This is a genomic window from Dactylosporangium sucinum, assembly GCF_014647515.1.
GTDB lineage: Bacteria > Actinomycetota > Actinomycetes > Mycobacteriales > Micromonosporaceae > Dactylosporangium > Dactylosporangium sucinum.
This window is the reverse complement of sequence record NZ_BMPI01000078.1, coordinates 1-16,197: the sequence shown is the minus strand read 5'-3', so window position 1 is coordinate 16,197 and position 16,197 is coordinate 1. Positions and strand designations below refer to the sequence as shown.

16 protein-coding genes are annotated in these 16,197 nt (G+C 68.4%); 6 read left to right on the top strand and 10 right to left on the bottom strand.

Annotated features, from left to right (window positions below; all coding sequences use genetic code 11):
- The 4 genes from IEZ31_RS47190 to IEZ31_RS47180 all read right to left on the bottom strand — a co-directional run.
- The coding region (locus IEZ31_RS47190; RefSeq protein WP_190256668.1) for a hypothetical protein at positions 1-836 on the bottom strand (836 nt) is incomplete at its 3' end.
- 3 nt (positions 837-839) lie between these two features.
- On the bottom strand, positions 840-1,787 hold the full coding sequence (locus tag IEZ31_RS47185; protein WP_190256667.1) for a SagB family peptide dehydrogenase: 948 nt from the start codon (positions 1,785-1,787) through the stop codon (positions 840-842).
- 309 nt (positions 1,788-2,096) lie between these two features.
- Positions 2,097-2,219, bottom strand: a complete 123-nt coding sequence (locus IEZ31_RS60680) for a hypothetical protein (RefSeq protein WP_505661141.1) — start codon at positions 2,217-2,219, stop codon at positions 2,097-2,099.
- Between the two features lie 146 nt (positions 2,220-2,365).
- Positions 2,366-2,539, bottom strand: a complete 174-nt coding sequence (locus IEZ31_RS47180) for a hypothetical protein (protein ID WP_190256666.1) — start codon at positions 2,537-2,539, stop codon at positions 2,366-2,368.
- Positions 2,540-2,963: 424 nt separating this feature from the next.
- On the opposite strand from IEZ31_RS47180, the gene IEZ31_RS47175 reads away from it, so the two are divergent.
- The 4 genes from IEZ31_RS47175 to IEZ31_RS47160 all read left to right on the top strand — a co-directional run bounded on the left by IEZ31_RS47175 (position 2,964) and on the right by IEZ31_RS47160 (position 7,098).
- On the top strand, positions 2,964-3,956 hold the full coding sequence (locus tag IEZ31_RS47175) for an acyl-CoA dehydrogenase family protein (protein ID WP_190256665.1): 993 nt from the start codon (positions 2,964-2,966) through the stop codon (positions 3,954-3,956).
- A gap of 31 nt (positions 3,957-3,987) precedes the next feature.
- The gene (locus IEZ31_RS47170; protein ID WP_190256664.1) at positions 3,988-4,320 is read left to right on the top strand and encodes a winged helix-turn-helix domain-containing protein; all 333 of its coding nucleotides are present in this window, start codon (positions 3,988-3,990) and stop codon (positions 4,318-4,320) included.
- A 331-nt stretch (positions 4,321-4,651) separates the two neighbouring features.
- Positions 4,652-4,870, top strand: coding sequence for a hypothetical protein (locus tag IEZ31_RS47165; RefSeq protein WP_190256663.1), 219 nt, complete (start codon positions 4,652-4,654; stop codon positions 4,868-4,870).
- A 188-nt stretch (positions 4,871-5,058) separates the two neighbouring features.
- Complete coding sequence (locus tag IEZ31_RS47160) at positions 5,059-7,098, top strand: BTAD domain-containing putative transcriptional regulator (protein WP_229836950.1); 2,040 nt, start codon at positions 5,059-5,061, stop codon at positions 7,096-7,098.
- A 33-nt stretch (positions 7,099-7,131) separates the two neighbouring features.
- Here the strand turns inward: IEZ31_RS47160 and IEZ31_RS47155 are convergent, their stop codons facing one another.
- On the bottom strand, positions 7,132-8,199 hold the full coding sequence (locus IEZ31_RS47155; protein WP_190256661.1) for a branched-chain amino acid ABC transporter substrate-binding protein: 1,068 nt from the start codon (positions 8,197-8,199) through the stop codon (positions 7,132-7,134).
- A 123-nt stretch (positions 8,200-8,322) separates the two neighbouring features.
- Between IEZ31_RS47155 and IEZ31_RS47150 the strand changes: the two genes are divergently transcribed.
- Both IEZ31_RS47150 and IEZ31_RS47145 read left to right on the top strand, forming a co-directional pair.
- The gene (locus IEZ31_RS47150) at positions 8,323-8,979 is read left to right on the top strand and encodes a response regulator (protein WP_190256660.1); all 657 of its coding nucleotides are present in this window, start codon (positions 8,323-8,325) and stop codon (positions 8,977-8,979) included.
- On the top strand, positions 8,976-10,277 hold the full coding sequence (locus IEZ31_RS47145; RefSeq protein WP_190256659.1) for a sensor histidine kinase: 1,302 nt from the start codon (positions 8,976-8,978) through the stop codon (positions 10,275-10,277). Before IEZ31_RS47150 ends, IEZ31_RS47145 begins: the two co-directional genes overlap by 4 nt.
- 70 nt (positions 10,278-10,347) lie before the next feature.
- On the opposite strand, the gene IEZ31_RS47140 is transcribed toward IEZ31_RS47145, so the two are convergent.
- The 5 genes from IEZ31_RS47140 to IEZ31_RS47125 form a co-directional block, all read right to left on the bottom strand.
- A complete protein-coding gene (locus IEZ31_RS47140) occupies positions 10,348-10,752 on the bottom strand; it encodes a hypothetical protein (protein WP_190256658.1) in 405 nt (134 codons plus the stop codon).
- A 440-nt stretch (positions 10,753-11,192) separates the two neighbouring features.
- Positions 11,193-11,696: a sigma-70 family RNA polymerase sigma factor gene (locus IEZ31_RS47135; protein ID WP_190256657.1), complete on the bottom strand. Its 504-nt coding sequence runs from the start codon at positions 11,694-11,696 to the stop codon at positions 11,193-11,195.
- Between the two features lie 144 nt (positions 11,697-11,840).
- The gene (locus tag IEZ31_RS47130; protein WP_190256656.1) at positions 11,841-12,842 is read right to left on the bottom strand and encodes an asparaginase; all 1,002 of its coding nucleotides are present in this window, start codon (positions 12,840-12,842) and stop codon (positions 11,841-11,843) included.
- On the bottom strand, positions 12,839-12,967 hold the full coding sequence (locus IEZ31_RS58705; protein WP_268241755.1) for a hypothetical protein: 129 nt from the start codon (positions 12,965-12,967) through the stop codon (positions 12,839-12,841). Before IEZ31_RS58705 ends, IEZ31_RS47130 begins: the two co-directional genes overlap by 4 nt.
- Before the next feature lie 442 nt (positions 12,968-13,409).
- On the bottom strand, positions 13,410-15,794 hold the full coding sequence (locus IEZ31_RS47125; protein WP_190256655.1) for a galactose-binding domain-containing protein: 2,385 nt from the start codon (positions 15,792-15,794) through the stop codon (positions 13,410-13,412).
- Positions 15,795-16,197: the final 403 nt, after the last annotated feature.

Genomic DNA, 16,197 nt, shown 5'->3' with positions numbered 1-16,197 from the left:
GCGCGCGGCGCCGCGGCGCCGACCGGCGAGCGGGCGAAGTCGTGGTAGGACACGTGGTCCTCCAGCCGCGCCAGCGCCCGCTGCTCGAAGCACTCGAAGCAGCCGGTGCGCGGGGACTTCATGCCCACCACGGACACGAACGGCCCATCGATGAACGCGCACACCCACGGCATCTCGCTGCCTTCGATCACGCGGTTGATGTTGCGCAGCAGCGGCAACGACGGCCGCTGCAGGCACGTCACCAGTGCCGCCGAGCCGGTCAGGGCGGGCACCAGGTCGGTCACGGCCTGCTCGGTGGTGAGCCCGTCGATACGCGACGTGAGGTCGACGGTCGACAGACGCTCCACTGTGGCCGGTGCGAGCGGCACCAGCCGCAGCCGCATCGCCGCCGCCAGGTGCTCGGCCTGAGCGGTCGCCGCCGCCGAGTCTGAGAAGAAGGCGACCTCACCGTCCGGCGGCTCGCCGCCGCCCGGGAAAGCCGACACCAGGCGGCCCAACAGCGCCGCGGTTATCGCGTCCTGACTGCCACGGTCATGCGCCGGCACGATCATGCCAGCCTCCGCCAGGTCCCCGAAGAGGCGTTCGACGCTGGCCGACTCGACCGGCAGCAACTCCGGACCGAGATTGTCGGCGACGCGCACCGGCCCGGTGGCCAGGGTGCGCAGCGCGGCGGCGACGGCGGCCGCAACTGGCTGCGGCTCACCGCTGACGTCGATCACCGCTTCCTCGTAGTTCCACACTCCGGTGCGGATACGGAACCGGCCGGCGCCATCCTCGACCAGGCGCGCCGTGCTCGCCAGCACATAAGTGGCCGGCATGTTCTCGTCCACGCTCATTGGCTACTCCTCCCTCCCGACCACGGTGACGTGCACTACCTGGCTGGTCAGACCGTCCAGGTCCAACATCTTCTCGATCATCTGCTTGTCATAGCCGCCCTGGTCGCAGCCGGCGAGGCCGAGGGCAGTGCGGGCGAGGTGCAGGTTCTGCAGGATCCCGCCGACTTCGATGAGCCCGAAGACGAGCCCGCCGTCGCCGTACTTGCGCGAGTTGTCGTACAGGTCGTAGACGAACGTCATGACGAACCCGCTGCGCTCGACATCCAGGTCCATCGAGCGCAGCACCTGCGCCGGGAACAGCTTCGAATGCGGCGCGACCGGCGAGAGGGCATGAGCGTAGGGCAGATACCTGTACGCGCCGGGCGCGAGCCCCGCGACGTTGAAGGCATGGATGTACAACGTCACCGGGTAGAGACCGCCACCCGAGGCGACGGTACGCAGCCGGATCACGCCCTGCGGGTCGTCGGGATCGCCATGGTGCAGGATCCCGGTGTTGCCTTGGCAGTGGAACAGCAACGCCGACAGGTCGGCCATCGAGATCGCCTCGCCGGAGAACGCGCGGGTGCTGCGCCGCTCGGTGACGACGGCGGTCAGCCCCGCACGGATGGGTTTCGCGGCGGGCAGTTCGACAGCGTCACGCAGGTCCTCATCGAGGTTGGCGTGGCAGGAGGCCAGGACCGCGTCCGGCTCGTAGAACCGGCCAATGCCCATCTGGAAGCCCAGGCGGGCATTGTCCGTGCGGTAGTTGAGGAGGAACTCCTCCCCGGCGAAGGCGTCGTTCCCGGCCGCCCCCCATCGCCCTCGCAAAACGGTCTCCGGGGTCCGGACGACCGTGGATGACGAGTAGATCGACACAAACAGATGCTGAGTCGCGAAGCCGCCGACCGCCCGAAGGTAGTCGTGATCCCTCAGCGCTTCCTCGACTTCTTCCTTGGTGCGGCGGTAGGACATGCTGCTCCGATATGTAGCGCGGACATGAGGGTGGCCGGAAACGGCCGGATCGTCAGCAGCAGCAGCAACTGCAGGAGGTGCAGCTGCAGCTACCGTTGCTGCAGCTGGAGCAGGCACCCGGAGCGATGGTGATGGTCGGCGAACCCGTGGCTGTGGTCCCGATGTGGCTCGAGAAGCTGAGCATGACTGGAACTTCCCTTCACTTCTTCGGCGCGGTGAGGCGATCGCAGGGCGATCGCACACGCCAGGCAGAATGCATTGATCCGTACGAACGTCGTGCAACGGCGACCGACTACCGGCCTCCGGTCGTCAGCAGCAGCAGCAACTGGTGCTGCAGCAGCAGCTGTTGCAGGTGCTGCACCCACCGGGAGCGATGCCGATGGTCGGTGAACCTGTGGCTGTGGTACCGATGTGGCTCGAGAAGCTGAGCATGACTGGAACTTCCCTTCACTTCTTCGGCGCGGTGGGCGCGCAACTCTCAGGAGCAGACAGCTCGTGTCGGCGACGCGACTCGAATTGCCGGCACACGCCAGGCAGAATGCGTCGGCCGGTACGAACGTCGTGCGTGGGGCGGCCGGCTACCGCCCCCGGATCATCGTCATCAGCAGCAGCAGCAGCTGCAGGAGGTGCAGCTGCAGGGGCCGCAGCTGCTGCTGCTGCAGGCACCCGGAGCGATGCTGATGGTCGGCGAACCCGTAGCCGTGGTACCGATCTGGCTCGAGAAGCTGAGCATGACTGGCACTTCCCTTCACTTCTTCGGCGCGGTGGGTGCGCAACTATCACGAGCAGACGTCTCGTGCGGCAGTCCCCGGGTTCAATCTGTTCGGCGTGACATGGATGTCCATGGCAGCTACCGAATTCCTGCCAGGTCCGCACCGCGCAACTCGTGCCGACGATCGTAGGTGCCCCTTGTGAGTAAAGACTGACCGGACATCGGCCGGGCATCATCGCGGCTTCTCCTCCGCCGGCCGGGGCGATCCCGATCTCGGGGACGCCGTCCACAACGGACGGTCCTCCGCAGGGAGCATGCTCGGCCTGGGAGGCACCCGACGACCAGCTCAGGCGTTCGCCGACGCCCGCGTCGCCGCCGGCCACTTGCTCATCGACCAGTTTTTACTCACAAACGCCACCTACGATCACCGGTGTGGACGTGGCGGGGTCACCGAGGGGACAGGCATGACCGGAGAGCTGGTGGCGAGGAAGATCGCCGACGAGATCCTCTTTCCGGCGGCGATGTCGGTCGATACGGGCGTCGCCGACCTCAAGGCGCACCTGGACCTGCTCGCCGCCGAGGGCTTCTACGGGCTGGCCGCACCCCCCGGTGTCGGCACCTTGAAGGTGTCGGGCCGGCGGGCCGCCTGCCGGGTCGTCGAGGAACTGGCGAGCGGCTGCCTCACCACCGCGTTCGTCTGGGTGCAGCACCACCCCGCCGTGCTCGCCGCCGCGGCGAGCGTGCTGCCAGGGGTCCGCAAGCGATGGCTTGCGCCGCTGGTCTCCGGCCGCGCTCGGGCCGGCCTCGCGATCGGGGCCACCGTTCGGCAAGGGCCGGCGACACTTCGGGCAACCGCCGTCGACGGGGGCCACCTGCTCGACGGCGAGGCGCCGTGGGTGACCGGTTGGGGCCTGATCGACACGCTCTACGCCTCCGCCCGCAACGCCGACGACTCGGCGCTGTGGGCGTTTCTCGACGCCGTTGAGGGCGACACCCTGCGGGTGGAGCCGGTCGAGATGGTCGCCGTGGCCGCGAGCCGGACCGTCCGTGTCGTGTTCGACCGTCACTTCGTGCCGACCGAGCGGGTGGCCGCGGTCCAACGGCCCGAGCGGTGGAGCCAGCCCGATGCCGGCACGCTGCGCTTCAACGGGTCGCTGGCGCTTGGCGTGGCCAACCGGTGTTCGCGGCTGGTTGACGACGGCGCGCTGCGGGCACAGCTCGACGCGTGCCGGGCCGCGCTGGACGGCGCCGACCCCGCCGGGATGCCACCGGCCCGCGCGGCCGCATCCGAGCTTGCGCTGCGCGCCGCCGCCGCGCTCGCCGTCGCCACCGGGAGCCGGGCCGTACTGCTCGACAACCACGCGCAGCGGCTGATGCGGGAGGCGACCTTCCTGCTCGTCTTCGGGCTGCGGCCGAACATCCGGGACGCGTTGCTGACCCGGCTCACGTCGGCGTAGGACCACGTCAGCCGACCGACCAACAGGCGTGATGAGCAATCACCCCGCCAACGGCCTCGACGACGTCGTCCACCAGCGCGTCCGGCTCGGCATCATGGCCATCGCCCACCAGGCCCGCCAGGTCGAGTTCGGCTTCCTGCGTGCCACCCTGCTGCTGACCGCCGGCAACCTCGGGCAGCACCTGACCGTCCTGGAGAAGGCCGAGCTGATCCAGATCGAGAAGGGCTACGAGGGCAGGCGCCCGCGCACCTGGGTCACCCTCACCGCCGCCGGTCGGGCCGCCCTGCGCGACGAGATCACCCACCTCAAGCAACTCATCCAGCAGGTCGAACAAGCGGAGATGCCGCCGGCCGCCGACCGGTGACCGGAGGACAGCCGACGTGCGCGGAGCGGATCCGGTGCCACACCGGAGTCGGTCCGCCCGCGGCTCAATGAGGGCTCATTGCGGCAGCAGCCCGGTCGAGCGGGCCGATACCACCGCCCCCGACCAGCGCCAACGCGTCGTCGGCCGGCCACACCTCGCCGCCGCCAACGACCTGATCTCCGCGACCGCGGCTGGCGAAGACTGCGGTTCTGCATGGTGTTCTGCATGGTGTTCTGCATGGTGTTCTGCATGGTGTTCTGCCGGGTCGACCGCTTGCATTGCGTGTGACGCGGCGGGCGGTGTGCCCGCCCAGGCACTGGAGGAGCCCTCCATGACCAGCGCCATTCGCAACGTCGAGCCCCTGCACGGCGGTTTCGTCGACGGGTCGGACCGGCCGGCCGTACACCGGCTGCTGACTGCCGACGGGTTCACCGTCAAGATCGCCCAGAACCCGACGCCGTCCGTCGCGGCGATCCAGTACATCGCCCGACACGTGAACCAAACGTCCGAGAATTTCGTCCGGCTGTTCTTGGCGGCATTGAACTCGTAGCGTCCGAAACGACAGGCATCGGACGGGGTATGCCCAACTCGGAAGGAGCGTGGATCTCGTTGCCCGCGTGAGGTTTCACGGCTTGCGCAGGCATGCCAGGGATCGGGTGCCGTCGCTGCCGGCCACTCACTCATCGAGCATTTCTTGCGCACAACGGCCACCTACGATCGGCGGCACGAGTCGGGCGGGTGAGGCCCTCGGCGGGGTGTGGCAACCGGTGGCGCGCCAATTTTCTTGACCATTCGGTCTTCTCGCCCGCCTGCCGCGGGCGCGGACGGACTCTATCTCTCGGAAGGCTGGCCGGCATGGACGGCACTGTCGCGGTGAAGGGTGTTGAGATTCGAGGCGCAATGGTTGCTGTGCTGCGACACAAGGTGCGGTTCGCCGTTTTGGGACCGGTGCGGGCCTGGCGGGGCGAGACCGAGATCGACCTGGGGCCGCCGCTGCGCCGGGCGCTGCTGGCGCTGCTGCTGGTAGAAGCCGGGCGACCGGTGGCCGTCGCCGACATCGTGAAGGCGCTGTGGGGCCAGGATCCGCCGGCGACCGCGGTCAACCAGGTACACAGCCACGTGGGTACGCTGCGCCGGCTGATCGAGCCGGGTCTGCCCCCTCGGGCGGCGGGTCGGTGGCTGCTGCGCTCGGCCGGCGGGTACCGGATCGACGTCGACGCGCAGAGCCTGGACCTACTGCTGTACAAGGAGCTGTGGCAGCGGGCCCGGCAGGTCGCCCCGTACCAGCCGCACGAAGCGGTACAGCTCGCGACGCAGGCGCTGGAGCTGTGGCACGGACCGGCAGCCGGCGGCGTGGACTGGCCGGCGGGCGCCCATCCCGCCGTCACCGTGCTGGACCGCGAGTACCTCCTGGCATTGCGGGAGGCCGTCGACCTTGCGCTGCTGGCCGGCGTACCGGGCCGGGTACTGACGATCGTCCAGCAGGCCGCCGTGCGGGTGCCGTTCGACGAGTCGGTACAGGCCCGGCTGGTGCGGGTACTGGCCGCCACCGGGGCCCGGGCCGAGGCGCTGAACGTCTACCGAGCCGTAGCCGCCTTGCTCGCCGAGGAGCTCGGCATCGACCCCGGGCCGGAGCTGCGCGCGGCCCAGAGGTTTGTGCTGCGCGCGGAGCCTGAGCCGAGCCGGTCCGAGCTGAAGGCCGCCACCGAGGTGGCGCAGCAGCCGGCCCACTCGGAGCCGGCGGGCAGCGGCCCCCCGCCGACCGCGCAGATGCCGTTGGCCGCCGGCGCGCGCGTCGGACCCACCGATCCGCACGTCACATCACCGCTACGCGCCGCGGTACTGCAAGGACGCCACGACGTGGTGCGTTCCCTCGTCACCCACGGCGCACTCGCCACCGAGCCCGCCGCCAAGTCCAGTGTGTTGGCGGACGCGGTTTCCTACGCCGCGTTTCGTCCGGGGCCGGCGGCAGTCGAGACGCTGCGCGTGCTCCTGGACGCGGGCGCCGTCCCGGGCCCGACGGACGAGGCACCGCTCATCACCGCGGTCATGCGACCCGTCGCACCGGCCGTGCTGCGCCTTCTCCTCGACCACGGCGCGGACCCCAACCAGCGGCGTTCCGACGCGACGCCGGCGATAGTCGTGGCGGCCCGACGCGGCGATCACGCCGCCGTGGACGTGCTCCTGCAAGCCGGCGCTGACGTGGATGCGCGCGACGGACAGGGCCGCACGGCGTTGATGCACGCGGTCGAACGCAACGAACAACAGGTCGCCGCGGCCCTGCTGCTCGCCGGCGGGGCCGTCCACACGGCCGGCGTCGACGGCATGACAGCCCTGCAACTGGCCCGCGGCCGGCAGCGCCAGTACATCCAGTTCATGCTGGGCGAGGACCGTGTCGGCACGGATGCCGCACCGGTCATCCGCACCGTCGTTCGGGTCGTCCCGACCGCCGTCCTGCTCGATGGCGACCCCCGGACGCTCCACCTGCTGGCGAGCGTCATCGACATCGCCCTCGACGACCTCGGCGACGATGAGTGGCAGACCCGCACAGGCCGGCACCCCCGGCAAGCACGGGCCTTCGCCGCGCGGCTGCGCGGCGCCGTCCCCGCCACCAACGCATCCTGGCACCAGCTCGACGCCACCGCAGACGAGCTCGCCACCGTACGCTCGGCCCTGGCCGAGCTCGCCTACGGCCCTACACACGTGGTGCCGCCCGGCTCCAGCCGATGCGAGATCCTCGACCTCCTCGAAGAACTCGACCGGCAGCTCGGACGGTAGCCAAGTAAGTAACGCCATCAGCATCGCGACGCACTAGCCCGTGATCTCGCGATCCGGGACGATCCGCCCATCGCGCACCCGGTAGGCCCAGATTTTGACCGCCTCGACCGGCAACTCGCCGCGGGTGTCGAATTTCAGGTGACCCGTGATCCCGTCACCGTCATATGCATCGACATAGGCCAGAAGCGACGCGCGCGTTTTGTTGCCGGCCTGAATCCCTGACAACAGGATCTGTGCCGCGTCATAGGATTCGGCCGCATAGTTACCGGGGTATGTCCCGAAATGCTCCTGGAATCGCTGCAGGAACCCATCTCTCGCTCGTTCAGGGGGTAAGCATTGGCAGGTGATGACGGCTCCTTCGGCGGCATGAGCCCCAGCGTGCTCGATCAGTCCTGGATCACGTGCACCGTCACCGGTGACAAACGCCGCCGTCGATCCTGCGTCACGCAGCGCTTTGAGTAGTTGCCCGGCCTCGGCGTAATAGCCACCGTAGAAGACGGCGTCGGCGCCACTCGCGGCGACGATTGCGGCGAGCCGCCGGTAGTCGAATTGCCCTTGCTGGACATCCGCGTTGCCGATGACGAGTGGACCAAGCTCCTTGCGCACCTCGTCGGCCAGCCCTTTGCCGTAGGCACCGAGGTCGTTGACAACGTAGACATTACGTGCGCTGACCATCCGCTTCAGGTACTGGCCAGCGGCCGGACCCTGGGCCGCATCGTTGCCGGTCACCCGGTGAAACACCCGCCAACCCTGCTCAGCGAGGCTCGTCCGAGTCGCCGAAGGGGTGATGACCGTGACGCCGCCCTGATCAAGGAATGGGATGGCCGCCTCGGCCTCGCCGGAGAACGACGGGCCGACGATGGCGAGCACTCTGGTGTCCGCCACAGCTTCCTGCGCCCGCACTGCCGCCCGCTCCGCATCGCCCGCAGTGTCCAGCTCGGACAGATCGACGGGGCATTCCGGCCTCGTGGCATTGTACTGATCCACAGCCAGTTTGGCCCCGTCCCTGGGGCCGCGGCCGATATTGGCGTTCTCCCCGGTAAGTGCGCCGAGGAAAGCGATCGTGAAACGGCATGGGCCCGCAGATACCGTCGGCTGCACGGTCGGAGCCGCACAGCTTGCGGGTAACGCGACCGCTACCATTAGTAATGGGATCACGGGTAGCTTCATCATTCTAGTTCCACGGGGATAGAACAGACTCGTTTTGGTGGCTAACCTGAATCCATGAAGGTTCTCATAGTAGAGGACGACGCGGACCTACGCGAGGCCGTCACCGACGCTCTGCGGACAGCGGGCTTCGCCGTCGACGCGGCACGAGAATGGGCAGCGGCGGATCTGGCACTGGCCATTAATGACTATGATTGCATGGTTCTCGACCGGATGCTGCCCGACGGTGATGCCGTCTTGCATCTGCATGACCTTCGGACCCGTGGCGGTACAGTGCCCGTTCTCATGCTGACCGCACTGTCCGAGCTGAACGACAGGGTGGACGGATTTGAAGCGGGCGCCGACGACTACCTCGGCAAACCGTTCGCCACTGCCGAATTCGTCGCGCGCGTGCGGGCGCTGTGCCGTCGCCGGACCGCCACCATGCCGGCCATGCTTCGCCTGGGAGACATCGAGCTCGACAGCGCCCGCCGGGAGGTTCGCCGGGCCGGGGTGCTGAACATGTTGACGCCCAAGGAGTTCGCCGTCCTGGAGCAATTGCTCTCGCGGTCCCCAGCCGCGGTGAGCCGGGCCGACCTGAGGGAGCACTGCTGGGACGAGCAGGCCGATCCAATGTCCAATGTGGTCGATGTGGTGGTAACCCAGCTGCGGCGCAAGCTTGGCCGCCCCGAGGTGATCCACACGGTGCGCGGCTTCGGGTACCGCGCCGCATGACGACGTCATCCGCGCAGCTGCGCCGCCTGCAAACCGCAGACAGGCTTCGGGCGCTGCGGATCACGATGGTTGTCGTCTTCACCGCCTTCAGCCTGGCGGGCCTGACCGGCATGGCGTTGGTCGGCATCACCGTCGATCATCACCAGCGGGAGAAGGCACTGCTCTCAGACTTGCGGATCACCAGCGGAGCTGTGCTCTCATTGATCTACCGCGAGGCCGGGACCCTGCGCATGACCGGCGTAGCTGACGCCATCGGCACGAGAGCAACGGGCGTCTACGTCTTCGAGAAGCGCGGAGACGAGCTTGGAGCCGCGCTCGCGCGGCCAGGCCGTACCGTGGGCGTGCCGACCATCCGCTTGGAGGCAGCCGCCCGCACCAGCATGGGCAACAAGATGGAAGTCATCGGCAAGGTCACCGCATCCGACGGCACCATGCAGCAAATGCTCTCGGTGCCGTTCTCGCTGGCGAATCTCGCCCATCCGGCCGGCGCAGTTGTCGTGACCATCGATGCGCAGGCGTCGGTTGCGGCACAGCGCAGCCTTGCGTTCGCGCTCTTCGGCGGAAGCGTCGCCTTCTCACTGTTTCTGGCCGCAGCCGGCTACTACCTGGCGCGGCGCAGCACGCGCGCGGTGGAGCTGGCACTCAGCCAGCAGGAACGCTTCCTCGCCGACGCCGCGCACGAGCTACGTACTCCCCTGACCGCGATCAGGATGCACGCGGAAGCCGCCATCCAGCCTGCGAGTCAGCATCAGGCACTGCGAAAGGTGATCCACGCGGTCGACCGCCTGACCTGGTCAGTCGAGGCATTGCTTACGCGAGCGAAGCTGATCGCTGGCACACGGCCGGTGCAGGCGCAGGATTTCCGCCTCGACCAGCTCGTGTCCGAAATCCTGTCGGAATCAGGTCTCCCACCCCATCGCGTCGTTGCCGACCTGCCGGCGACCGTGTGTCACGGCGACCCGGCCGTGTTGCGGATAGCAATCCGCAACCTCGTGGAGAACGCGATCGGGCACGGCGCTGTCGGCGACGAGCCCGCACATCTTGAGGTGATGGTGGGCCCGGACGAGGTCACCATCCGGGATCACGGCCCCGGCCTCGGCGGCCGTGCTGACGTACGCGAACGGTTCGCCAGCGGCAGTGCTCTCGGTACCGGCCTCGGCTTGTCTATTGTGGACTGGGCGATCCAGCTCCACAAGGGACAGCTCGAGCTGGGCGACCATCCCGGCGGCGGCACCATAGCGCGGATACGGATTGGCTCACGGCAGCGCGGCGATCTGCATCACAGCCAGACCAAGTGAAGGGGCGCATGGAGCTCGGCGATCCGCGCTCCGCTCGCGGCGGACGCGGCGAATGCCGGGCGCGGGTTGGTCACGACCCTGTCCCCGCCGCGCTGGAGCGGGTGCCGTCCGGCACGACCAGCAGCAGCTGACCACCGGGGCGCCTGCTCATCCGGACCGGCATCCGCAGGGTCCGGCCGGCGCGGACCAGCAGGATGGCGGTGTCGAGGTCGGCGACTCGCAGGCCGGGCGAGTTGGCACGGATGGGGCCGGACACCAGCAGCATCGCGCGCCAGGCCGCCTCCGACAGCAGCCCGGCGTGCCGCGCCCTGCGTGGCGAGCGCGGCTGGTGCGATTGGTGCGGCCATCCGCAGATCTCGACATATCCCTGCTGCCAGGTGTGCTCGAGAAGGCCGACGGTGCCGGGCTCGGTGAACACCTGCGAGATCTCGTAGCGGTGCCGGGTGCCGGCCATGTAGCGGTGCACGCTCGCCAACCGGCCAACCGTCCGCAACAGCTCGGCCAGCCGGTCCGCCGCGCTTGACCGGCTGAATTCGGCAAGCGACCCCGAAGCGATTCGCGCGAACCCCGTCCGCAGGCCGCCGCCGGCCCGTCCGCCTGCGCCCCTCCCCCACATCCCGGTGCACCGCACGAGCATGCTCGCCTCGAACGCGGCGATCTCCAAGGCCTGGCTGCGGCCCCGGGCCGAGGCAATGTCGATGCTCGCAACCGACGTCAAATCCGCCGAGGACATGGTGTATTCCTCCCTGAGGGCACGGATGATTGCTGAATGCCGTCACGGACGGCAGAGGTGAGCCGGGCCCGGCGCGGCCGGCGACGACGCGTAAGGTCGCGAGAACATGGCCCGCGGCCGCGTCCGACTGTGACGATGGGCCGCGGTCGCGGCCGGGGATCGGCGCCCGCTGATGGATCCGCTCAGGCCACTCCGTCTGGCACCAGCTCAAGGATGCCGCGCAGCTTCCGCAGGCCGTAGAAGGCCCGTGACTTCACCGTCCCCGGCGGAATGTCCAGTGACTGGGCCGCTTCCGCGACGGATTGCTCAAGGTAGTACAGGTGTGAGAGAACCGTCCGGTGTTCGGGGGCGAGCTGGCGCATCGCGTTGCCGACAGCAACCGAAGTCAGAACGGTGTCCGAAACGTCAGCGACCGCAGGGTGCGTCATCCTGGCCACTGGCGCCTCCGGCGGCCTGGCCTGGGCGGCCCGAAATCCGTCGATGATGAGGTTGTGGGCGACGCGGCGCAGCCATGACCGCTCCGACATTCCCGACGTTGTGAGCCGGCTCGAGTTCTGCCAGGCTCGCAGGAGCGTCTCCTGCACGATGTCTTCGGCCTTGCCGCGATCTCCGTGTAGCAACCGTATGGCGTAGGCCGTCAGCATCGCGCGATGCTCGGCATAGAGCCGGTCCACGCTGTTCTCCATGCATGGATGCTGCCGCGTGAACCATGAGGATTTCGTGAGGACATCATTTGGGGTATCGGACGAGGTTGCGGTAGCAGACGAGGGCGCAGGCGATGGTGGCGAACGCGGCGAAGAACCCATCTACCGGGGCCTCCCGGGACAACCTCAGTAGGTCCAGAAGATGTCCTGCAGTTCCCGCGTTTGCTGGGTTCTGGTCAGGGCCAGTGCGGTGAGGAGACGGGCCTTCTGCGGATTCTGGTCGTCGGCCACGAGCCAGTCGTGGGTGTCATCAGGGACGGCTGCGTTTCGGATTATCGAGCCGTTGGGGATACGGCTGCAGCGCACGATGTGGACGCCGGCGGTGCGGGCCGCGGTGAGGGTTGGGATCATGCGGGCGGCGACGCTGCCGTTGCCCATGCCCGCGTGGATGATCGCTTCGGTTCCCGTGGACACCAGGGCGTCGATGACCGCGGTGGTCATGTTGGCGTGGGCGAAGACGATGTCAACCTTGGGCAGCTGGTCGAGGGTATCGATGTCGAAGGGGGTCAGATAGGTGTGCGACCGGGCGGGCGCCCGGTAGAAGACCGGGGCTCCGTTGACGATGTGGCCGAGAGGGCCGTGTGGCGATCGAAGCGTGGCGACGTTGATGGAATGCGCCTTGGTGACGTCTCGTGCGGTGTGGACTTCGTCGTTCATGACGGCCAGCACACCCATGCCGATGGCCTGGGCGCTGGCGGCAACCGTGACGGCGTGGACGAGGTTGCGTGGTCCATCGGCACTGAGTGCGTCGGCGGGACGCATGGAGCCGACGAACACCACCGGCTTGGTGGTCTTGAGGCCGAGGTGGAGCAGATAGGCGGTTTCCTCAAGTGCGTCGGTGCCGTGGGTGATGACTACCGCATCGATGTCGTCGGCAGCCAGGAGTTGCGAGGTGCGCCTCGCCAGCGCAAGCATTTCGTGATCTTCGATGTTGGCCGAGTCGATTTGCAGGACCTGTTCGCTGGTGATGTCGGCGATGTGGTCGAGCTCGGGGACCGCGGCGATGATTTCGTCGATGCCGAGGCTGGCCGGCCGGTAGGCGTCGCCGTCGGTACCGGTCCGCGTGCCGGCGATGGTGCCGCCGGTGCCGAGGATGGCGATGCGGCTTCGGCGGGTGTGGGCGGTCATGCGGTCATCAGGACTGCGAAGCGGTCGGCATCGACGTTGCCGCCACTGACGATCGCGCCGACTCGCTGCCCGCGCAAGCGAGCAGCGGCGGCCTGGACATCGTCGTAGGCCAGCGGGTCTGGCATCGGCATACAGCTTCCCTTCGGCGGTATGACGTCAACTCGCGGTGGCCGCCGGTCAGGCTGACGGCGGATGCCGGCGCCGTCGGTGATGACGTGGTGGTTCGAGCCGGGTCTTGGGACGGTCGACCGGACTCGGGCCGGTTTTGGGCCGCCCGTCAGGGCCCGTACAGGGGGCCGGCGATCACCGTCCTGGACCAGTCGAACTTGGCCGCGGCGCTGTCGTCTCGGACACTACGAGTTCGATGCCGCCAAGAACAACCGGACGAAATTTGCGGATGCTTGGTTCACGAACCGATGCCGATCGCCGATGCATGCCGTACGACTCCGAACCGGTGACGCTGGTGGCGTCCACCCGCGCGTTCGCCACACCGGCAGGTCCAGGACGACTGTCCCGGTGCCTGCCGGTGTGCGGTCCGTGCGTTGATGCGGTCGCTGATCGCCGGTGTCAGGAGGCGTACACCTCGAACTCGGAGACCTGGCCGGCGGGCCAGCCGGTGTTGGCGGTGAAGTTGAGCCGGACGTAGCGGGTGGCGGTGGCGGTGAACGTGATGGTGGCGGTGTTGGCACTCGGGCTGAACGTGTAGCCCGCGGACGCCTTGAGGGTGGTGAAGTTCGCGCCGTCCGTGCTGCCCGTCACCGAGAGGGTCTGGGTGCGCGCACCCCACGACGCCGGCAGCTTCAGCACGACGCGCCCGACCGAGGTCGCCGAGCCGAGGTCGACCTGCAGCCACTGTGGGAAGGCGTTGTTCGCCGACTCCCAGTAGGTGTCCTGGTTGCCGTCGACGGCGTTGCCGGAGCCGTAGCCCTGTGTGTGGCTGCTCTCCGATGTGGGCTTCCCGCGCGCCAGGTTGGTGTTGGGCGCCGGGTCGGTCGTGACGGTGACGCCGTTCGAGGCGGCCGAGGTGTTGCCCGCGGCGTCCTGGGCGGTGACGGTGAAGGTGTACGACGTCGATGGGTTCAGCCCGGTGACGGTGAACGACGTGGCGGCGGTCGTCCCGACGATTGTGCCGCCCTGGCGTACCTGATAGCCGGTGACGCCGACGTTGTCGGTGGAGGCCGTCCAGGACAGCGAGACGCTGCCGGAGGTCTTCCCGGTCGAGGCGAGGTTGGCGGGCGTGGTCGGCGGCTGGGTGTCGCCGCCGGTCGCCGGGCCGTAGACCTCCAGCTCGGAAAGCTGCGCGGCGGGCCAGCCGGTGTTCGCGGTGAAGTTGAGCCGGACGTAGCGGGCGTTGGCCTGCGCGAAGGTGAGGGTGGCCGTGTTGGCGCTGCCGGAGTTGAAGGCCACGCCACCGGAGTTCACCACGGTGGTGAACGCGCCGCCGTCGAGGCTCGTCTGCACCGACAGCGTCTGCGTACGCGAGCCCCATGATGCCGGCAGCTTCAGCACCACCTTGTTCACCGTGAGCGCCGACCCGAGATCGACCTGCACCCACTGGGGGAAGGCGTTGTTCACCGACTCCCAGTAGCTGTCCTGAGCGCCGTCGGTGGTGTTGGCCGACGCGTACGACTGGTTGTGGCTGCTTTCCTGGGTCGGCTTGAACAGCGCGAGGTTCCCGGTCGGGGGTGGCGGCGGTGTGCCGCCGTTGGGCTGGGTGGGCCGGACGGGGGTCAGGGCGATCTGGCCCTTGAGCATCCGGCCGCCGTCGCCGGTCAACCGCAGGTAGTAGTCGGACGAGCAGGCGGTCCCGTCCTCGTCGAGCGCGAGCAGCCCCGAGTTGGTGGGCACATCTGCCAGGGTCGCCGCGGTCTTGCAGATCTGGTTGCCCTCGTTGAACTCGTCGAACATGGAGATGTAGATGCCCTGGGCACCGACGCGCACCATGTTGTAGAACTGCCGCCACATGAAATCGCCGTGCGCGCGCTGGCGTGCCGAAACGTCGCCGGGCAGGACGCACGGCTGATAGTCGATGCCGTTGGCGTTGCAGTCGGCCTGGTCGCCGACGTTGAGCTCGTTGTAGATGTTGTCGGATTCGGTGGCGTTGCTGATCGCGCCCACCATCCACGGCGAGATCATGTTGAATGCGTGGTAGGTGCCGAGGAAGCCGGGCCGGGAGCCGTTGATGCCGATGCGCCACTCCCGCGGTACACCGCCGATGACATAGCAGCCCTGACCCTTGAACCAGTTGATCACATCGAGGCAGGTAGCCGCATCCCACGGATGATTGGGGTCGTTGAAGCCGAAGCCCCAGATGCAGACCACCGGTTTGCCGTTCTGCCGCGCGTACGCGCCGGAGGCCGTGTGCGCCGACATCTTGTTCGTCCAGTCAGCCTTGATCTCCGGCTGCATGTTCGTCCAGTTGCTGACGTCGTACATGATGTAGAACTTGCGGCCGTGGGACTCGGCCGCGCTGCGCACCTTGGCGGCCATGGCGTCACGGGTCGCGCCCTCGCCACCGTTCGGGTTGAACCGCTGCAGCGCGGCGGTGTCGATGTTGTTCTGCTGCATCCACAGGAAGTGGGTGTCGACCGTCTGCTGGTCGTAGGAGGAGAACAGCGTCGCCGGCTGACCGCTGCCGAGGTTGGCGTACGCCGTCGGGTATCCGCGCGTGTATTCGCGCATGTCGGGCCATGCGCGCAGCGTGCCGTTGTTGGTGGGCGACGGGGGCTGGCCCCAGTTGTTGCTCCAGTGCCACCAGGCGTTGATGGGTGCGCCGTCGCCGATACAGGCGAACCAGCCCTGGTAGCCGACCGTGATCTTGCCGACGACATCGCCGGGCGGGCTCGCCGCGAACGCGGTCGCGGTCCACGCGGACATCAGCTCGCCGGAGACCGCGGCGAGGGCGGTACCGGACACGACCGAGGCGACGAACTTCCGGCGTGAGATCGCCATGTGCCACTCCCCTCTCGTTTACGTGGCCGTCATACTTCCAGTCGCCGACACATTCCTGCAATACTTGGATGCATGACTGCAACATCTCGATGATCGCCCGCAAACCTGCACGTGAGAAGTGGAAAGGTGGGTGTGAGGACCGGTCACGTCGCGGTGCTGCCGACATCAGCCGGCACTGCGTGGAGCTGACCGGCCCCGTTCTGGCGGGCCTTCCTCCGGAAGGTCAGCAGCGTCAGCGGGCCGTGCTACGGAGCCTTGACGGCCACCCCGCGCGCCGCCAACGCCTCGGCCGTGCCCGGGTCGACGGCGGCGGTGACGGCACGCAACGCGGGGATCGCCAGCAGCGGCCGCCAGTCGCGCACCCCCGGCGCCCAGCCGATCCGCAGCTCGGCCAGCGCGGGCA

Excerpts from the sequence above, each read along its gene's own strand:
- IEZ31_RS47185 (WP_190256667.1), bottom strand. The coding sequence starts at position 1,787 with ATGTCCTACCGCCGCACCAAGGAAGAAGTCGAGGAAGCGCTGAGGGAT.
- IEZ31_RS60680 (WP_505661141.1), bottom strand. The coding sequence starts at position 2,219 with ATGCTCAGCTTCTCGAGCCACATCGGTACCACAGCCACAGGTTCACCG.
- IEZ31_RS47175 (WP_190256665.1), top strand. The coding sequence starts at position 2,964 with ATGACCGGAGAGCTGGTGGCGAGGAAGATCGCCGACGAGATCCTCTTT.
- IEZ31_RS47170 (WP_190256664.1), top strand. The coding sequence starts at position 3,988 with ATGAGCAATCACCCCGCCAACGGCCTCGACGACGTCGTCCACCAGCGC.
- IEZ31_RS47165 (WP_190256663.1), top strand. The coding sequence starts at position 4,652 with ATGACCAGCGCCATTCGCAACGTCGAGCCCCTGCACGGCGGTTTCGTC.
- IEZ31_RS47150 (WP_190256660.1), top strand. The coding sequence starts at position 8,323 with ATGAAGGTTCTCATAGTAGAGGACGACGCGGACCTACGCGAGGCCGTC.
- IEZ31_RS47145 (WP_190256659.1), top strand. The coding sequence starts at position 8,976 with ATGACGACGTCATCCGCGCAGCTGCGCCGCCTGCAAACCGCAGACAGG.
- IEZ31_RS47135 (WP_190256657.1), bottom strand. The coding sequence starts at position 11,696 with ATGGAGAACAGCGTGGACCGGCTCTATGCCGAGCATCGCGCGATGCTG.
- IEZ31_RS47130 (WP_190256656.1), bottom strand. The coding sequence starts at position 12,842 with ATGACCGCCCACACCCGCCGAAGCCGCATCGCCATCCTCGGCACCGGC.
- IEZ31_RS58705 (WP_268241755.1), bottom strand. The coding sequence starts at position 12,967 with ATGCCAGACCCGCTGGCCTACGACGATGTCCAGGCCGCCGCTGCTCGC.
- IEZ31_RS47125 (WP_190256655.1), bottom strand. The coding sequence starts at position 15,794 with ATGGCGATCTCACGCCGGAAGTTCGTCGCCTCGGTCGTGTCCGGTACC.